The 17349-nt window shown below is 71.8% G+C and carries 13 protein-coding genes; 10 read left to right on the top strand and 3 right to left on the bottom strand.

Going from position 1 to position 17349, the window contains the following annotated elements; translation table 11 throughout:
* Positions 1-71: 71 nt before the first annotated feature.
* The gene (locus tag IG84_RS0125035) at positions 72-1157 is read right to left on the bottom strand and encodes a polysaccharide deacetylase family protein (protein ID WP_245659586.1); all 1086 of its coding nucleotides are present in this window, start codon (positions 1155-1157) and stop codon (positions 72-74) included.
* A 154-nt stretch (positions 1158-1311) separates the two neighbouring features.
* Here IG84_RS0125035 and IG84_RS0125030 point away from each other — a divergent pair, with 154 nt between their 5' ends.
* The 4 genes from IG84_RS0125030 to IG84_RS0125015 all read left to right on the top strand — a co-directional run bounded on the left by IG84_RS0125030 (position 1312) and on the right by IG84_RS0125015 (position 6021).
* The gene (locus tag IG84_RS0125030; protein ID WP_031061558.1) at positions 1312-2847 is read left to right on the top strand and encodes a putative glycoside hydrolase; all 1536 of its coding nucleotides are present in this window, start codon (positions 1312-1314) and stop codon (positions 2845-2847) included.
* Positions 2848-3167: 320 nt separating this feature from the next.
* Positions 3168-4247, top strand: a complete 1080-nt coding sequence (locus IG84_RS0125025) for a FecCD family ABC transporter permease (RefSeq protein WP_037800837.1) — start codon at positions 3168-3170, stop codon at positions 4245-4247.
* Entirely contained in the window at positions 4247-5032 is a 786-nt protein-coding gene (locus IG84_RS0125020) for an ABC transporter ATP-binding protein (protein WP_031061554.1), read from the top strand. The genes IG84_RS0125025 and IG84_RS0125020 overlap by 1 nt, the downstream gene beginning before the upstream one ends.
* Before the next feature lie 2 nt (positions 5033-5034).
* Positions 5035-6021: an ABC transporter substrate-binding protein gene (locus tag IG84_RS0125015; RefSeq protein ID WP_031061553.1), complete on the top strand. Its 987-nt coding sequence runs from the start codon at positions 5035-5037 to the stop codon at positions 6019-6021.
* Positions 6022-6123: 102 nt separating this feature from the next.
* On the opposite strand, the gene uriT is transcribed toward IG84_RS0125015, so the two are convergent.
* Together uriT and uriH are read right to left on the bottom strand one after the other, a co-directional pair.
* Positions 6124-7566 (bottom strand): uridine transporter UriT, encoded by a 1443-nt coding sequence (uriT, locus tag IG84_RS0125010; RefSeq protein WP_031061552.1) that lies wholly within the window; start codon positions 7564-7566, stop codon positions 6124-6126.
* Positions 7563-8549, bottom strand: coding sequence for a uridine-preferring nucleoside hydrolase UriH (uriH, locus tag IG84_RS0125005; RefSeq protein WP_037800836.1), 987 nt, complete (start codon positions 8547-8549; stop codon positions 7563-7565). The genes uriT and uriH overlap by 4 nt, the downstream gene beginning before the upstream one ends.
* 226 nt (positions 8550-8775) lie before the next feature.
* Between uriH and IG84_RS0125000 the strand changes: the two genes are divergently transcribed.
* The 6 genes from IG84_RS0125000 to IG84_RS0124975 all read left to right on the top strand — a co-directional run bounded on the left by IG84_RS0125000 (position 8776) and on the right by IG84_RS0124975 (position 17287).
* Complete coding sequence (locus tag IG84_RS0125000) at positions 8776-9774, top strand: LacI family DNA-binding transcriptional regulator (protein ID WP_031061548.1); 999 nt, start codon at positions 8776-8778, stop codon at positions 9772-9774.
* A gap of 144 nt (positions 9775-9918) precedes the next feature.
* Positions 9919-10305 (top strand): DUF6907 domain-containing protein, encoded by a 387-nt coding sequence (locus tag IG84_RS0124995; RefSeq protein ID WP_031061545.1) that lies wholly within the window; start codon positions 9919-9921, stop codon positions 10303-10305.
* Between the two features lie 472 nt (positions 10306-10777).
* Positions 10778-11005, top strand: coding sequence for a hypothetical protein (locus tag IG84_RS0124990; protein ID WP_031061544.1), 228 nt, complete (start codon positions 10778-10780; stop codon positions 11003-11005).
* 321 nt (positions 11006-11326) lie between these two features.
* The gene (locus IG84_RS0124985) at positions 11327-12130 is read left to right on the top strand and encodes an HlyD family efflux transporter periplasmic adaptor subunit (protein WP_031061542.1); all 804 of its coding nucleotides are present in this window, start codon (positions 11327-11329) and stop codon (positions 12128-12130) included.
* Positions 12127-14400 carry an NHLP family bacteriocin export ABC transporter peptidase/permease/ATPase subunit gene (locus IG84_RS0124980; RefSeq protein ID WP_031061541.1) on the top strand — a complete coding sequence of 758 codons (2274 nt, stop codon included), beginning with the start codon at positions 12127-12129 and terminating at the stop codon, positions 14398-14400. The genes IG84_RS0124985 and IG84_RS0124980 overlap by 4 nt, the downstream gene beginning before the upstream one ends.
* Position 14401: 1 nt before the next feature.
* A complete protein-coding gene (locus tag IG84_RS0124975) occupies positions 14402-17287 on the top strand; it encodes an NHLP bacteriocin export ABC transporter permease/ATPase subunit (protein WP_031061540.1) in 2886 nt (961 codons plus the stop codon).
* The last annotated feature ends 62 nt before the right edge of the window (positions 17288-17349 follow it).

Raw genomic sequence — 17349 nt, 5'->3', positions numbered from 1 at the left:
AGCCGGGGCGCACACGACATCGTGCGCGCCCCGGTTCGCTGCTATGCGCCCAACGGCGGATCGAGGGCGGATCAGTACGGCTTCGCCCGCTCCCGGAACTCCTTCGCCGGCCGGGCCGACCCCGACTCCGGATAGGAGACGCGGTCCGGATCGCCGTCCGAGGTGTACCGCGCCACCGCCCCGTCGCGCAGCTCGTCCAGCCAGTGCGCGGAGCCGAATTGGGCGTCCTGGTCGTGCGCGCCCGCCGAGCGGATGCGGGGTATGCCGACCGGGTCGAAGGCGGTGGCGTACGGCGAGGGGGCCGGGCCCGCGCCGACCAGGTAGGCACCGTCGTACGCGTACCGCTCCCCGTCCGCCGCGCCCTTGACGTCCAGGCCGGGCGGATTGGGCTGAACGCCGAACGGCAGGGCCAGTGAGGTCACCTTCGCGTCCGGCACGCTCTCCTCGATGACCCGCTGGCCGGCGGCTATCTGATGCTGCGCCTCTCCTGCCGGGATGTCACGGAGGTTGGCGTGGTCCCGGGTGTGATTGCCGACCTCGAAGCCGTGGCCGTGCAGCCAGCGCAGCGCCTTCTTCGTCCCCGTCGCGGGGAACGCGCCACCGTTCACGAAGAGGGTGGCGGCCGGCTTGAAGCCCGGGTGCCGCCGGGCCACGTCGCGCAGGATGCCGACCGCGGAGTCCGCGACCGGCCGGCCGTCGTCCCCGAGCGCGAACTGGCTGTCGGTGGAGTCGTCGAAGGTGAGCACCACCGGGTGGCGCCCGGCCGGTATGTCGATCTTCCCCGCGCTGTACGCGCCCGCGGTCACCGGCACATAGCCCTCCTTCGCCAGCCGCTCCAGCTCGGCGCGGAAGTCGGCGGGCCTGCGGTCGTACGCGCTGCGCGGCTTGTCCACGATCTGGTGGTACATCAGCACCGGCACCGCACCGAGCTCGTTGGCGTGCACCGAGGCCGGGGAGTTGGGCCGTGACGGGTGTTCGGGCCGGGCCGAGGGGGAATCCTGCCGACCACTGGCAGTTTTCGGAGCCGAGGGTTCCGGCGGTGGCGCGCCACCGCGGGACTCGGCGCAGGAGACGGCCGACGCGGCCAGCGTCAGCAGGGACAGGACGACGAGGCCGGGCCGGCGGAGAGGGACCGGACGCGAGCGACGGAGATGCACGAGACCTCCCGGAAAGGGCGTGCCAATGCGGCTCAACTGGAAGACGCTTTTCTTGAATCCCTCGGATTCCTCTGCTTCCACTGATTCCACTGATTCCTCCCGTACTCGTTCCCCGCGCAGAGCGCTCGTCATTCTTCTGGCCGGTGTCCTGGCCATGGCCCTGGTCGTCGGCGGCGTGTTCCTCGTACGGCAGTACCGCGCGCCCGACGTCCGGCTGGCAGGGCTGCCCGCGGGCGGCGTGGTGAACGCCGCCGCGCTGGACAAGGGCGGGGTGGCGGTGACCGCGCCGGAGGGGGAGCGGCTGCGCGGCGCCGAGGTCACCGTGGACGGCAAGCGGGTGCCGGTGCGGGGCGCAGGGCGAGAGCTGACGGTGGGTCTGGACGGCCTCGGGGACGGCACGCACGAGCTGAAGGTCGCCACCGAGGGCTCGATGCTCGGGGGCGGCTCCGAGCTCACGCGTGAGCTGACCGTCGACACGACGCCGCCGAAGCTCGCGGTGGCCGACCCCGAGGGCCGCAGCCTGCGCGGCCCGGTCACGGTCAGGGGCCGGGCGCAGGGCGCCACTGACGTGACGGTCGCGGGCCGGAATGCGGACGTGGGCAAGGACGGCCGCTTCGCCGTCAAGCTGCCGCGGCCGCCCGCGAAGGCCACCGCCGTCGCCACCGACGCGGCCGGGAACACCGCACGGGAGGACGCGGTGGTGACGGTACGGCGGCCGCTGCTGCGCGCGGTGCACGTCAGCGGCCAGGCATGGGCCTCGGACCAGCTCCGCGAGCCGGTGCTGAAGCTGCTCGAGGAGGGCAAGCTGAACGCCGTCCAGCTCGACATCAAGGACGAGCTCGGCGAGATCGGCTACGACTCGAAGGTGCCGCTCGCGAAGCGGACCGGCGCGGCCAAGGGCTACTACGACGCGAAGAAGGCCATCAAGGAGATCCACGCGGCCGGCGGCGCGGTCGTCGGCCGCATCGTTGCCTTCCGCGACCCGATCCTCGCCTCCGCCTCCTGGAAGGACGGCCACCGCGACCGCGTCGTCCGCACCCCCGACGGCGGCCCGTACGGCGCGGGCTCCAAGTACGGCTCCCTCTCCTTCACCAACTTCGCGAACAAGGACGTCCGCCAGTACCACCTCGACCTCGCCGCCGAGGCCGCGAAGCTCGGCTTCGACGACATCCTCTACGACTACATCCGCCGCCCCGACGGCAAGCTGAGCGGCATGTCCTTCCCCGGCCTCGGCAAGACCTCGCCGGAGGACTCGATAACCGGCCTGGTCGCACAGACCCGGGCGGTCGCCCGTGAACACGGCGCCTTCCTCGGCGTCTCCGTCTTCGGCATAGCGGTCACCCGCCCGAAGGAGATAGCCCAGGACATCGGCGCGCTCGCGAAGCAGTGCGACTACATCGCGCCGATGATCTACCCCTCGCACTGGGCCGCCGGCGAGTACGGCGTCTCCGACCCGAACTCCCACCCATACCCCATCACCAAGAAGTCCCTCGCCGACTTCGTGAAGAAGACCCGCCACACCGACGCCCAGATCGTCCCCTGGATCCAGGACTTCTCCCTCGGCGTCTCCTACGGCGACGCCGAAGTAGCCGCCCAGATCCGCGCAGCGGCAGACGACGGCATCCACTCCTTCCTCCTGTGGAATCCGGGCGTGCGGTATCACGGCGGGGCGCTGAAGCCGATGCAGTGACCTCCCGACCGTCCGCCCGGGACATGGTTCCGGGCGGACGGTGGAGCGGTTCGGGGCGCTGTTAGGCTGCGGAGGTGTCCCGTGGGGGAAGTCCGGTGAGAGTCCGGCGCTGACCCGCAACGGTGTGCGTGGGTGTGTCGGACGGGCCTGTCGTAGGGGTCCGGGCGGGGTGCTTGCGTGAGTCCGATGACCCGCGGGGTGGCATATCTCCCGACTGCTCGCCGCGGACTGCGAGAGGGATGACGCAACGGAGCCCGCCCGGCGCCGGGGCGCCGCTCCCTGTGTGCACGGACGCGGCCCGAGGCGAAGGACGCCCGCCCTTGTCCGCCATCACCACCGCCGCGGCCGGACCGCCCGCGCTACGTCGGCTGCCGGTTCCCGCATCCGCTGCCGTGCTTGTTCTGTTCCTGCTCGTTTCGCTGGTGTGCGGGGTCGGGCTGGGCGCGTCCGGGGTGACGTGGGGCGAGACGCTGCACTTCCTGGGGGCCGGGCTGACCGGCGGGACGATACGGGGCGACGAGGCCGGTGCGTACGCCATCGTCTGGGAGATACGGCTGCCGCGCGCCGTCCTCGCGGCCGTGGTCGGCGCGGGGCTCGCCTCGGTCGGCGTGGCCGTGCAGGCCATGGTGCGCAACGCGCTCGCCGACCCCTTCGTGCTCGGCGTCTCCTCCGGCGCCGCGGTCGGTGCCAACGCGGTACTGCTCCTCGGCGCGTTCGCCGCGCTGGGAGTGTGGGCGCTGTCGGTGTCCGCGTTCGTCTCGGCTCTCGCGGCGATGGTGCTCGTCTACCTGGCGGCGCGTACCGCGTACGGGCTGACGCCGCTGCGGCTCGTCCTCGCCGGTACCGCGCTGTCGTACGGGTTCTCCGCCCTCACCACGCTGATGGTCTTCCGGGCCGAGCGCGGCGAGGCGGCCAGGGCCGCGATGATGTGGCTGCTCGGCAGCCTGGGCGGGGCGACCTGGGGGTCGGTGCCGCTCGCCGCCGTCACCGTGCTGGCCGGCATTCTGTACCTCGGCGCGCGGGCGGGCCGGTTGAACGCGCTGGCGATGGGGGACGAGACCGCGGCGGCCCTCGGCGTGCGCCCGGGCCGGCTGCGGACCGAGCTGTTCGTGGTGACCGCGGCCGTCACCGCCGCGGTCGTCGCCGTGTCGGGCGCGATCGGGTTCGTCGGGCTGATGGTGCCGCACGTCGTGCGGATGCTCGTCGGCGCCGACCACCGGCGGGTGCTGGTCCTCGCGCCGCTCGCCGGGGCCGTGCTGCTGGTCTGGGCGGACATCGTCTCGCGGCTGCTGCTCGCACCCGCCGAGATACCGGTCGGCGTGGTCACCGCCGTGCTCGGCGTGCCGTGCTTCCTGCTGCTGATGCGGCGCGGTGGCTACGCGTTCGGGGGCGGCCGCTGATGCGCGTCGACGTGGAGGGGGTGACGGTCGAGCTTGCGGGGGCGCGGATCGTCGAGGACATCGCGCTGCGGGCCGACAGCGGGCAGGTCGTGGGGGTGGTCGGGCCGAACGGCAGCGGCAAGTCCACGCTGCTGCGGTGCACCTACCGGGCGCTGCGGCCCGCCGCCGGCACGGTACGGCTGGACGGCGACGACCTGCACGCGATGGACGCGCGGGCGGGCGCGCGCAGACTCGCCGCACTGCCCCAGGAGTCCGCCGCCGAATTCGACTTCACCGCGGCCGAGGTGGTGGCGATGGGCCGGCTGCCGCACCAGCGCGGCGGCACCCTCCTCACCGGCCGCGCCTCCGCCGCCGACGCCGCGCTCTGCGCCGAGGCGCTGGACCGGGTGGGCGCTGCCCACCTCGCCGGGCGCGGCTTCCGCTCGCTCTCCGGCGGCGAGAAACAGCGCGTCCTGATCGCCCGCGCCCTCGCCCAGCAGCCCCGCGTCCTCGTCCTCGACGAGCCGACCAACCACCTGGACATCGCCCACCAGTTGGAGGTGCTGTCCCTGGTGCGCCGCAGCGGCCTCACCGTCCTCGCCGCGCTGCACGACCTGAACCTCGCCGCGAGCCACTGCGACCTGCTGTACGTGCTCGATGGCGGCCGCGTGGTCGCCTCCGGCCCGCCGCGCGACGTACTGCGACCCCGGCTGTTGGCCGAGGTGTTCGGCGTACGGGCGCATCGCGTCACGCACCCGGTGACCGGCGCCGTCCAACTGCTCTTCGACCGCATCGACCAGGAGTGACCATGCCCGTACGACGCCCGGCGGCCGCGTTCGCCGCCCTCCTCGCACTGACCCTGACCGGGTGCGGCGCGCAGGTGGAACAGGCCGCACCGGATGATCGCGGGACCGCGGTCACCATCGAGAACTGCGGCAAGAAGGTCACCTTCGACAAGGTGCCCGAACGGGTGGTCACCAACGACGTCGGCATCACCGAGATCATGTTCGCGCTGGGCCTGGAGGACCGGATGGCCGGGTTCGTCATGCCGGACGACAAGGGGGAGCTGAGCGGCGTGCCCTGGAAGGACGGGTACGAGAAGGCGAAGTGGCTGTCGAAGGACCGGATCACCAAGGAGCTGGCCGTCGACGCACGCGCCGACCTGGTCTTCGCGGGCTGGAACTACGGCTTCGGCGAGGACGGCCTCACCCCGGAGTCCCTGCACAAGCTCGGCATCGACTCGTACGTCCTCACCGAGTCCTGTCACAACGGGCGCGGCTCGGCACGCGGCATCATGCCGCCGCTGGAGGCGCTCTACACCGACCTCACCCAGCTCGGGAAGCTCTTCGGGGTGGAGGACCGGGCACGGAAGCTGATCGCGGACTTCAAGGCGCGGGTCGCGGAGGTGCGGAGGAAGGCGCCGAAGGGCGCGGACCGGCCGGACGTGTTCCTGTACGACAGCGGTCAGGACAAACCGTTCACGGCAGGGCGGTACGCGGCGCCCGACGACATCATCGCCAAGGCGGGCGGCCGCAGCATCACCCACGACCTCGCCGACTCCTGGACCACGATCGGCTGGGAGACCGTCGTCGAGCGGAACCCGGAGACCATCGTGATCTGCGATTACGGCGACACGACCGCCGAGCAGAAGAAGCGGTTCCTGCTGAACTACAAGCCGCTGGCGAACGTCTCCGCGATCAAGCACAAGCGCATCGTCACGCTGGACTACGCGGACCTGGTGGAAAGCCCGCGCAATGCGTCGGCGGTCGAGCGCCTGGGCGCGTACCTGCGGTAGCAGGGGCGCGGGGCGTGTCGATATGCGGCTCCGCCGCGTGGGCGCGACCAGCCACGACGGCGGGTGCGTGAGGGAACAACCGTCACGCACCCCGACCGTCGATCAGCCGTCCGCCTCGGCGGACACCGGCTTAGGAATCAGGAAGGACGTCCCGATCGCCGCAGCGATGATGACCATCCCCGCGACCATCCCGGCGGTGTAATCCGACGGCGAGGACGGATCCGCCGGTACAGCCGCCGTCTTCACGGCGTAAAGCACCGCGAAGCTCAGCCCCGCGCCCAGGTTGAACGCGCCCGCGTTCAGGCCGGGCAGGAAGCCGGGGTTCTCGCGCGGGGACAGCACGATGCCGAGCCCGTTGAGCACGATGTTCGCCACGCCCGCGTACGTGATGCCGACCAGCAGCGACATGACCAGGAGCAGCACCCGCGAGTGGCTGCCGAGGGTGAGGATCATCAGGACGACGGTCACCACCGAGCCGATCAGGCCGAACCGCAGGACGCGGCCGTACCCGAACGTCGCGGCGAGCCGGCCCGCCACCGGGCCCATCGCGAGGCCGGCGAGGGCGTACGGCGTCAGGGTCCACCACGCCGACGCCTCGGCCGACATGCCCAGGCCCGCGTGGGCGTCCTGCGCGAAGGCCGGGATCAGCCCGTTCATGACGGCGAAGACGCCGGTCATGGTGAGGACCGTGGTCAGCAGCAGGGCCCAGGTCGAGCGCTGCTTGAGGTGGTGGGTGGCGACCAGCGGGTGGCCGCTGCGGCTCTCCGTACGCCAGAACAGCGCGAAGGCAATCGCGGCGATCACGACGAGCACGCCGATCAGCGGCCAGTTCGCGGCGGCCAGCTTGCCCGCCTCGTTGAACGCGGTCAGCAGGGTGCCGACCGAGATGACGAGGAGGAGCACGCCGGGCCAGTCCATCCGGCTCTTCACGGGCGCGGTGGATTCGCGGGTCATCGTGGTGACCAGGACCGCGGCGAGCGCCGCGACGACGGCCATCGCCCAGAAGACCGCGCCGAAGCCGTACTGGTCGGCGAGGTAGCCGCCCGCGAGCGAGTCCACGCCCGCGATGCCGCCGTTGACCGCGGTGATCACGCCGAGCAGGGTGCCGTACTTCTTCGGCTCGGTGACCTCGACCCGCAGCATGATCAGGCACAGCGGTACGGTCGGGCCGCTCACGCCCTGGAGGACGCGGCCCGCGAAGAGCATCGGCACGCTCGTCGCCAGCGCGGCGACGATGCAGCCGATGACCATCAGGGCCATCATCCCGGCCAGCACCTTGCGGCGGCCGATCACGTCGCCGAGCCGCGGCAGGAAGAGCGAGAAGAGCGCCGCCGAGGTGAAGAACGCGGTCTGGGTGAGGCCGATCTCCGCCGAGGTGGCGTGCAGGCTGTCCTCGATGCTCTTCAGCGCGGGGCTGAGCATGCTCGCGTTGAGCTGGAAGGCGAAGCACGCCGCCAGCAGCGCGGTGAGCAGGACACCGACCCGGACGCCGGGTCTCTCCGTCAGGCCGCCGGGGGGCTGCCCCGTCGTGGTGGATGCGCTCATGCCAGTACGTCTCCGGGCTTCTGTGGGTTCTCGCCGATCAGCTCGGGGTCGCCCATCCGCTCCAGGGCGTCCACGACCAGGTCCCAGAAGCGGCCGTGGTCCAGCTTGACCGCGACCTGAGTGCGGCAGTCGGCCGGCGCCGGCGCGCGGAAGTCCGTCACGGTCATGCCCTTGGTCAGGGTGCCGGTCAGCTCGATGTCGACCGGGGCCCGGCGCACGGTCATCACGTCCGGGTCGATCACATACGCGACGGCGCACGGGTCGTGCACCGGCGGCGACTCGAAGCCCTGGTGGTCGCGGTAGGTGGTGCCGAAGAACTCCAGCAGCTCCTCGACGAACTTGGCGGGCTTGGTGCCCAGCGCGGCGATCCGCTCGGCCACCTCGGGCGTCGCGAGCGCCTGGTGGGTGAGGTCCAGGCCGACCATCGTGACCTGCCAGCCCGCGTTGAAGACGATGTGCGCGGCCTCGGGGTCGATGACGATGTTGAACTCGGCGACCGCGCTCCAGTTGCCCTCGTGGTAGCCGCCGCCCATCAGGACGACCTCGCGGACCCGCTCGACGATGCGCGGCTCCTTGCGGGCGGCCAGCGCGATGTTGGTGAGGCCCGCGGTCGGGACGATGGTGATCTCGCCCGGCTCGTGGGACATCACGGTGTCGATGATCAGGTCGACGGCGTGCCGCTCGTCCAGGACGCACGTCGGGTCGGGCAGCACGGGGCCGTCCAGACCGGTCTCGCCGTGGATGTCACCGGCGGTCTCGATGTTCCGTACGAGGGGACGCGGGCAGCCGGCGGCGAAGGGCACGTCGGTGATGCCCGCGATCCGCGCCACGGAGAGCGCGTTGCGGGTGACCTTCTCCAGCGTCTGGTTGCCGACCACGGTCGTCACGGCGACGAGCTCGATGTCGGGGTTGCCGTGGGCCAGGAGCATGGCGATCGCGTCGTCGTGCCCCGGGTCGCAGTCGAGGATGATCTTTCTGGCCAACGGTCGAGCCCCTTTGCCCTGTTGAACGGTGGTGCGGTGAGCCCTCCGGGAGAGCGTGGGAAATCGTTCTCCGAAAGGCCGCGAAGAGTTCACCCGTATACCGGGGTGCTTGTCAATGATTCATCCCACAGTGCCCGGCGGCTGCCCGGTGATAACGTTTGCCCGCCGTTGCCGCAGCGCACGCCGCTCGCAGGCGCGCAGCCGAGCCGAGCGAAGGGCGCCGACCGTGGCCGAAGTCACCTTGAAGGACGTCGCCCGCGCGTCGGGCTGCTCCGTCGCCACCGTCTCCCGCGTGCTCGCCGGCACCCGGCCGGTCGGCGCCGAGACCGCCCGTACGGTACGCGAGGCGGCCACGCGGCTGGGATACCGCCCCAACCACGTCGCCCGCGCGCTGCGCCGCCGGGCCACCGGCACCGTCGGCCTGGTCCTGCCGCAGATCACCAACCCCTTCTTCCCCGCGCTCGTGCGGGAGCTGGAGCACGCGCTGCACGCCGCGGGCCGGGCCCTGCTGCTCGCCGACTGCGACGACGACCCGGCGACCGAGGCGGCCCGGATCGCGGAGTTCCTGGACCGGCAGGTGGACGCGCTGGTGCTGATACCGGTCGACGAGCGGCTCAGCCGGGAAGCGGTCGCGGAGGCCGCGCGTCGGGTGCCGGTGGTGCTGCTGGACCGCGGCTGCGGCCCGGGCGTCGCCGACTCGGTCGCGGTGGACAACGCGGCCGGGATGGCGCTGGTACTGGATCACCTGGCGGCGGCGGGCCGCTGCCGGCCGTGGTTCGTGGGCGCGGCCGGCACGACCTCGACGGCGGCCGAGCGGCGCGCCGCGTACGAGGCGGGCGCGGCGGCCCTGGACCCGCAGGCCCCCGGCCGGGTCGAGCTGGGCGACTTCTCCGTGGCGTGGGGACGGGAGGCGGTCGACCGCATCTGGCCGTCCCGCCCTGACGCGATCGTCTGCGCCAACGACCTCATCGCGGTCGGCGCGCTCCAGCGGCTGCGCCAGCTCGGTGCCGATGTGCCCGCCGAGGTCGCGGTCACCGGCTTCGACGACGTGCCCTTCGCGGGCCTGGCGGACCCGGCGCTGACCACGGTCCGCCAGCCGGTCGGCGAACTGGCGGCGGAGGCCGCGAGATTGCTCGGTGAGCGGTCGGGGGACCGGGCGCCGGGCGTGGGGCCGAGCCGCACGGTCCGGCTCACGCCGGAACTGCTCGTACGGGCATCCGGCTGAGCGCACGCGCTGATTCACCCGCGCACGGGGCCGCGGAAGCACGCACTCCCACGCACCGTTCACGCGCACTCTCACGCATCGTTCACGCACACTCCCGCGCGTCGTTCAAGAGCAGGTTCGGCATCCCGACCCGATAATGTGCATATGACGGACGAAATGCTGGATTCCGTGACATTGGCCGTACGGCCCGTGGTGTGCCCGGTGTGGTGCCGGCGCGTGCACACGGCCGCCGAGGCCGGTGGCCACGACGGGATCATGCATCTGGCGGAACCGGTCGGCTGGAACCTCTCGGCGCAGCCGGAGCGGGGGTTCCCGCAGTTCCACTTCCGGATCATGTGTGAAGAAGGTGCGTCCGGCCGGACGTCGCCGGTGGTCGAGGTCGGCGTGATCGAGGCCGAGGGCCGGCTGCCGTACTCCTGCGACGCGCGCACCGCCGGCGAGCTGGACCGGATCGTCGGCGAGCTGGAGCGGGTGCTGGAGACGCTGCGCGGCTGGCGCGCGGCGCTGCCGGGTGGCGTTTCGGTGCCCTGAGCCCTCGGCGCGCCGAGCTTCCGCGGACGCGGCTGCGGCCGTGAGGTTGAGCCGCGCAGGCGGGTTTCAAAGAATCTGCACATCGCCCGCGCATCGGCGGCACAGTGTGTGCCGTCCGGCGCGCGGCGACGTGCGTGCGTCCGGGGCTTGGCGCGGGTATGTCCGGATGGGCCCGGCGTGCGCGCGCGGTCACCGGCGTGCGGGTAAACGTTCTTGTGAAGGACTCGTCACCAAGCCGTGCATAAAACTGCACGCGATCGTCCGGTGCCGGTGGAATGTGCCGACCGGCCACCGCAAGCGGGTTGGCCCGGCTACCAGTTGGCGTGCTTGGATCATTTCGGCGCGGGAGTTGTGCGAATGCCTCCCCGGTTTCCATTCGGTAAATGACCGATATGGCCGCCGGGCTATGTTCTGCCGCCGACTTCCGTGTTATTCGAGTATGACTCACAGTAATTGAAGGGAAACGCAAGTCATGGACTTCACCCCCCAGGTCGAGACCGCTGAGATCGCCGACGCCGAGCTGGACGCCATCGCCGGTGGCCTCGGCGTCTCGGGCACCGTCAACCAGGTCGTCGGCACCGTCGACGGTCTGACCGGCGGCACCGTCAGCAGCACGCTGGGCCAGGTCAACGGCACCGTGCAGCAGACCACCGGCGTCAACGCCGTGGGCACCGTCGAGGGCCTGACCCAGGGCCTCTGAGTCTCGCCACTGTCGTCGGTCGCACCGCCGCAGGCATGACTCGACCTATCGGTACATGTCCGTACCCATAGGTTTGCCGTGCGCCCCGGAGCATTTGCTCCGGGGCGCACGGATGCCATCGGCCGCCGCCTTCGCCCGTCAAGTGCGGGCTTTTCCGCCTGTGTTACGGTCATGCCTTGGTGTGCCCGAACAGCGGGTATTTTCATGGATCATTGGTGCGCCATGTCGCGCGTGTCCCATTGGGTCGCCTTTTCGTCCGCGCTGCCCTTTGGTGTATGCGTCGGCACCGAATGAGACAAAAGCAGTCGAGGGAAAAGTTCCGTGCAGTTCCGGCAAAAGGCGCTGGCCAAGCTCCAGTCGCCTGAAGAGCTCGACCTGCCCGTGCGCTACGCCCGGCCGCAGGGCGGCCTCGTCCTCGCCGTCACCGTCGTCGTGATGGCCGTCGCCGCCTTCTGGGCGGTCACCGGGTCCGTGTCCTCCAAGCAGACCTCGCCCGGCATCCTCACCCACCCCCAGGGCAGCTACGTCCTGCAGAGCCCGGTCGCCGGCCAGGTCACCGAGGTCTTCGCCAAGGAGGGCCAGCAGCTCCGGGCCGGAGCGCCGGTCCTGAAGGTACGCACCGCACAGGGCGACCGCGCCGTCCGCGCGGTGGCACCGGGCCGGGTCACCAGCCTCGTCGGCAAGATCGGCTCGGTGGTCACCATGGGCGCCGACGTCGCGAGCGTCGAGCGCGTCCAGAGCGCGCACGAACCGCTGGTGGCGATGGTGTACGTACCCAGCCGCAGCGCGGCCACCGTCCCCGTCGGCGCCACCGTCGACCTCACCGTCCAGTCCGTGCCCACGCAGCAGTACGGCGTGCTCCGCGGCAAGGTCAAGGCCGTCGGCCGGGCGCCGCAGAGCAGCCGGCAGATCGCCGGCTTCCTCGGCGACCGCGAGCTCGGCGAGCAGTTCACGGCGGACGGCCAGCCGATCGCCGTCCTGGTGGAGCTGGACCGCGCCGACACCAAGTCCGGTTACAAGTGGTCCACCGCCGACGGCCCGCCGAACGCGATCGGCTCCATGACGCCCGTCACCGGTGCGATCCACCTCACCGCGCAGCGCCCGATCGATTGGCTCCTCCCGTGACCGCGCAGCCCGAAGCCCCGGCACCGCCCCCGCTGCCGCCCGGCGGCCGCGGTCGGCACCGCCCGAACACCAGGCCCGACCGGCGCCGCTCCGGCAGCTCCGGGCCCGCCAAGAGCGCCGGCAAGACGATCCGTACGCCCACCATCCTCCAGATGGAGGCCGTGGAGTGCGGCGCCGCCTCGCTCGCCATGGTCCTCGGCCACTACGGCCGGCACGTCCCGCTGGAGGAGCTGCGCATCGCGTGCGGCGTCTCCCGCGACGGCTCCCGCGCCTCCAACCTCCTCAAGGCGGCCCGTGCCTACGGCCTGAAGGCCAAGGGCATGCAGATGGAGCCGGCCGCGCTCGCCGAGGTCCGGGCTCCGGCCATCCTCTTCTGGGAGTTCAACCACTACGTCGTCTTCGACGGCATGGGCCGCCGCTTCGGCCGCAAGGGCGCGTTCATCAACGACCCCGACCGGGGCCGCCGCTTCGTGCCCGCCGAGGACTTCGACACCAGCTTCACCGGCGTCGTGCTGACCTTCGAGCCCGGCGAGGAGTTCCGCAAGGGCGGCCGCAAGCCCGGCGTCCTCGGCGCCCTGCCGCCCCGGCTGCGCGGCACCTCCGGCACCATGCTCGCCGCTGTCCTCGCCAGCTTCCTGCTGGTCGTGGTCGGCGCGACGGTACCCGCGCTGAGCCGTACGTACATCGACATGTTCCTGATCGGCGACCAGACGTCGCTGCTCGGTGTGCTCTTCGCGTCGATGGGCACCACGCTCGTCCTGACAGCCGCGCTCACCGCGCTGCAACAGGCGAACCTGCTGCGCGGCCGCATCATCTCCTCCACCCTGAGCAGCGCCCGCTTCCTGCGCCACCTGCTCCGGCTGCCGGTCACCTTCTTCGCGCAGCGCAACCCGGCCGACCTCGTCCAGCGCCTGCAGTCCAACGACACCGTCGCCGAGACCCTCGCCAGGGACCTCGCCGCGGCCGGTGTGGACGCGGTCGTCGTCATCCTCTACGCCTTCCTGCTGTGGTCCTACGATCCGCAGCTCACCCTCATCGGCGTGGCCGTCGCGCTGCTCAACGTCGCCGCGATGCGCATCGTCGTACGGCTGCGCGCCACGGGCACCCAGAAGCTGCGCGCCGACTCCGCCCGGCTGACCAACACCTCGTACAGCGGCCTGCAGCTCATCGAGACGATGAAGGCCACCGGCGGCGAGAACGGCTACTTCCGCCGCTGGGCCGGCCAGCACGCGACCACCCTGGACGGGCAGCAGCGGCTCGGCGTGCCCAGCGCCTGGCTCGCCGTCGTCGCGCCCACCCTCGCCGCCCTCAACAGCGCGCTGATCCTGCTCGTCGGCGGTCTCAGCGCGGTCGAAGGCCATATGTCGGTAGGTCTCCTTGTCGCCTTCCAGGCGCTGGTCACCAACTTCACGGCCCCGATCACCCGGCTCAACGGCATGGCGGCCCGGATCCAGGACTTCGCCGCCGACGTGTCCCGCCTGAAGGACGTCGAGTCCTTCCCGGTCGACTCCCTCTACACCCGCCCCGAGCCGGTCGCGTCCACCCGCCGCCTCAAGGGCCACGTGGAGCTGACCAGCATCACCTTCGGCTACAGCCCGCTGGACAAGCCGCTGCTCACCGACTTCTCGCTGACCGTCGGGCCCGGGCAGCAGGTGGCCCTCGTCGGCGGCTCCGGCAGCGGCAAGTCCACCGTCTCCCGCCTGATCTCCGGCCTGTACAGCCCGTGGGAGGGCACCATCCACATCGACGGGCAGCGGCTGGAGGACATCTCCCGCGGCGCGCTCGCCTCCTCGGTCTCCTTCGTCGACCAGGACGTCTTCCTCTTCGAGGGCACCGTCCGCGACAACGTCGCGCTGTGGGACCCCTCGATCCCCGACGAGGCCGTCATCGAGGCGCTGAAGAACGCCGCGGCGTACGACATGGTGGCCCGCCGCCCCGGCGGCATCCACAGCCGCGTCGAGCAGGACGGCCGCAACTTCTCCGGCGGCCAGCGGCAGCGCCTGGAGATCGCCCGGGCCCTGGTCCGGCGCCCCTCCATCCTCGTCCTGGACGAGGTCACCTCCGCCCTGGACGCGGAGACCGAACAGATCATCATGGACAACCTGCGGCGCCTGGGCTGCGCCTGCGTCGTCATCGCACACCGCCTCAGCACGGTGCGCGACAGCGACGAGATCGTGGTCCTGGACCACGGCACGGTCGTCGAGCGCGGGCGGCACGAGGACCTGGTCGCCGCCCAGGGCGCGTACGCAGAGCTGGTCAAGGAGTCCTGAGGTGACAACCCCTCACCCCGCGGCCACCGGCACGGCCGCCGACGACACCGTGCTGCACGCCCTCGGCGGGCTCGGCACCGAAGTCGACTGCACGGGCCTGCGCAGCCTGCCGCTCGAAGGGCCGCACGTGCTGTGGCTGGTCACCGGCGGCGCCATGGACCTCTTCGCGGTCGACGCGGCCCAGCAGGGCCACTGGTACTTCCTCGGCCGGCTCGCCCCGGGCACCCTGCTCCTCGGCCCGGTCGAGGGCCCGCAGCACACCCTCGTCGCCCGGCCCCTGCAGGGCTGCACGGTCCGCCGCATCCAGCTTCGCGAGCTGTTCCGGGCCGAGTACGGCGGCGCGGAGTACGACGCGTACGGCCGGTACGTCGGCCCGGCCTGGGACACCGGCGAATACGCGTACGACAGCGCGCTCAGCCCGCTGGAGGACGCCTTCGCGCGCGGCGTCGGCCGCAGCCAGCGCGTGCTCTTCGAAGCGCCGCTGGACGGCGAGTACGGGGCGGGCGAGACCGACGGGACCGACGGGGCGGCCGACGAGAACATCCTCTGGATGCCCGTCGACCCCGGCAGCCTCCAGTACGGCGCCCACTACAGCGCCGAGGCCGCCGCCGACCTGCTCATCGACGCGACGATGTGGCAGCGGATGGTCGACCAGCAGTTCCGGCTGCTGTCCGCGCTGGACCGCTGGATCGAGCGGCTGGAGCGCGCGCACGAGGACCGCACCGCGGCCGGCATCAAGGCCGGCGAGGCCGCCCGCTCGCAGGCCGACCAGACGCTGCTGTCCTCCATCGGCTCCTCGGGACGCGGCGGCGCGCAGACCGGCGCCACCGACGACGCCACCCTCGCCGTCTGCCGCAAGGTCGCCGACGCCGCCAGGATCACGCTGACCTCGCCCAAGGAGGGCGGCACGGCGAACGACCGGCTCAGCCCCGTCGAGCGGATCGCCGTCAGCTCCCGCATCCGCACCCGCGTCGTCAAGCTCGACGGCCGGTGGTGGCGCGAGAACAGCGGCCCGCTCGTCGGCCACCGCAGCGAGACCGGCGAGCCCGTGGCACTGCTGTGGCGCCGGGGCCGTTACGAAGCGGTCGCCGCCGACGGCACCCGCACCCGGCTCTACCAGGAACAGGCGGCGGTGCTCGAACCGCGCGCCGTCATGCTCTACCCGCCGCTGCCCGACCGCCCGATGGGCGCCCTGCGGCTGATCCGCTTCAGCATGCGCGGCACCCGCCTGGACCTGCGCAACCTCGCCATCGGCGGACTCGTCGCCGTGCTGCTCGGCGCCCTCGTGCCGATCGCCACCGGCAAGGTGCTGGGCGACTACGTCCCCAACGCCGAGCGCGGCCTCATCATCCAGACGGCCGTCGCGCTGATCGTCACCAGCCTGGTCTCCGCCGTCTTCATGCTGCTGGAGAACACCTCCATCCTGCGCGTCGAAGGACGCATCGAATCCACCCTCCAGCCGGCCGTCTGGGACCGGCTGCTGCGGCTGCCCACGAAGTTCTTCAGCGAGCGCTCCACCGGCGAGCTGGCCAGCGCCGCGATGGGCATCAGCGGCATCCGCCGCATCCTGTCCGGCATCGGCTCGGTCGCCGTGCAGGCGGGCACGGTCGGCACGATGAACCTCGTCCTGCTGCTCGTCTACAGCCCCAAGCTGGCCGTCGTCGCGATCGCCATGCTGCTCTGCATCGCCACGGTCTTCCTGCTCCTGGGCCTGTGGCAGCTCCGCTCCCAGCGGCAGCTCATCAAGCTGACCAACAAGCTCAACAACCAGGCGTTCCAGACCCTGCGCGGGCTGCCGAAGCTGCGCGTCGCCGCCGCCGAGAGCTTCGCGTACAGCGCGTGGGCCGGGGAGTTCGCCCGCAGCCGGGAGCTGCAGCAGAAGGTCGGCCGGATCAAGAACCTCACCACCGTGCTCAACGCGGTCTACCTGCCGCTGTGCACCCTCGTGATGTTCATGCTGCTCGCGGGCCCGGCCCGCGGCGTCCTCTCGGCCGGCGCGTTCCTCACCTTCAACACCGCCGTCACGATGATGCTGAGCTCGGTGACCCAGCTCACCGGCGCGTGCCTCCAGGCGTTCGCCGTGCTGCCGATGTTCGAGCAGATCAAGCCGGTCCTCGACGAGCGCCCCGAAGTACGCGGCGGCTCGACCCAGCCCGGCACCCTCAGCGGCGGCATCGAGGCCCGCGGCCTCTCCTTCCGCTACTCCGACGACGGGCCGCTGGTCCTGGACGACGTGTCCTTCGAGGTGCGGCCCGGCGAGTTCGTCGCCGTCGTCGGCGCGAGCGGCTGCGGCAAGTCCACCCTGCTGCGCCTCCTCATCGGCTTCGACCGCCCGGTATCCGGCAGCGTCCTGTACGACGGCCAGGACCTGGCGGCGCTGGACCAGGCCGCCGTGCGCCGCCAGTGCGGTGTGGTGCTGCAGAACGCCCAGCCCTTCAACGGCTCCATCCTCGACTGCATCTGCGGCGCCGAGATGTTCACGCAGGAGGAGGCGTGGGCGGCCGCGGAGATGGCGGGCCTGGCTGAGGACATCAAGCGGATGCCGATGGGCATGCACACGATGCTCTCCGACGGCGGCGGCTCGATCTCCGGCGGCCAGCGGCAGCGGCTGATGATCGCCCAGGCGCTGATCCGGCGGCCGCGCATCCTCTTCTTCGACGAGGCCACCAGCGCGCTGGACAACGAGACGCAGCGGGTGGTCACCGAGAGCACCCGCACGCTCAACGCCACCCGCGTCGTCATCGCCCACCGGCTCTCCACGGTCATGGACGCCGACCGGGTGATCGTCATGTCCGACGGCCGGGTCGCCCAGCAGGGCACCCCCGCCGACCTGCTCGCCGACACCGGCGGCCTCTTCCACGAGCTGGTCCGCCGGCAGATCAGCTAGGGGCGCGGGCGGGCGGCGGGCCCGCAGTGTGGAACGTCATGTTCCGTTCCGCCGTCCGCACG

Source organism: Streptomyces ochraceiscleroticus (assembly GCF_000720485.1).
In the GTDB taxonomy this organism is placed as follows: Bacteria; Actinomycetota; Actinomycetes; order Streptomycetales; family Streptomycetaceae; genus Streptomyces; species Streptomyces ochraceiscleroticus.
Note: the sequence above shows the minus strand (reverse complement) of the source record. Positions and strands in the feature narration are given on the sequence as shown.

Excerpts from the sequence above, each read along its gene's own strand:
- IG84_RS0125030 (WP_031061558.1), top strand. The coding sequence starts at position 1,312 with ATGGCCCTGGTCGTCGGCGGCGTGTTCCTCGTACGGCAGTACCGCGCG.
- IG84_RS0125015 (WP_031061553.1), top strand. The coding sequence starts at position 5,035 with ATGCCCGTACGACGCCCGGCGGCCGCGTTCGCCGCCCTCCTCGCACTG.
- IG84_RS0124995 (WP_031061545.1), top strand. The coding sequence starts at position 9,919 with ATGACGGACGAAATGCTGGATTCCGTGACATTGGCCGTACGGCCCGTG.
- IG84_RS0124990 (WP_031061544.1), top strand. The coding sequence starts at position 10,778 with ATGGACTTCACCCCCCAGGTCGAGACCGCTGAGATCGCCGACGCCGAG.
- IG84_RS0125020 (WP_031061554.1), top strand. The coding sequence starts at position 4,247 with ATGCGCGTCGACGTGGAGGGGGTGACGGTCGAGCTTGCGGGGGCGCGG.
- uriT (WP_031061552.1), bottom strand. The coding sequence starts at position 7,566 with ATGAGCGCATCCACCACGACGGGGCAGCCCCCCGGCGGCCTGACGGAG.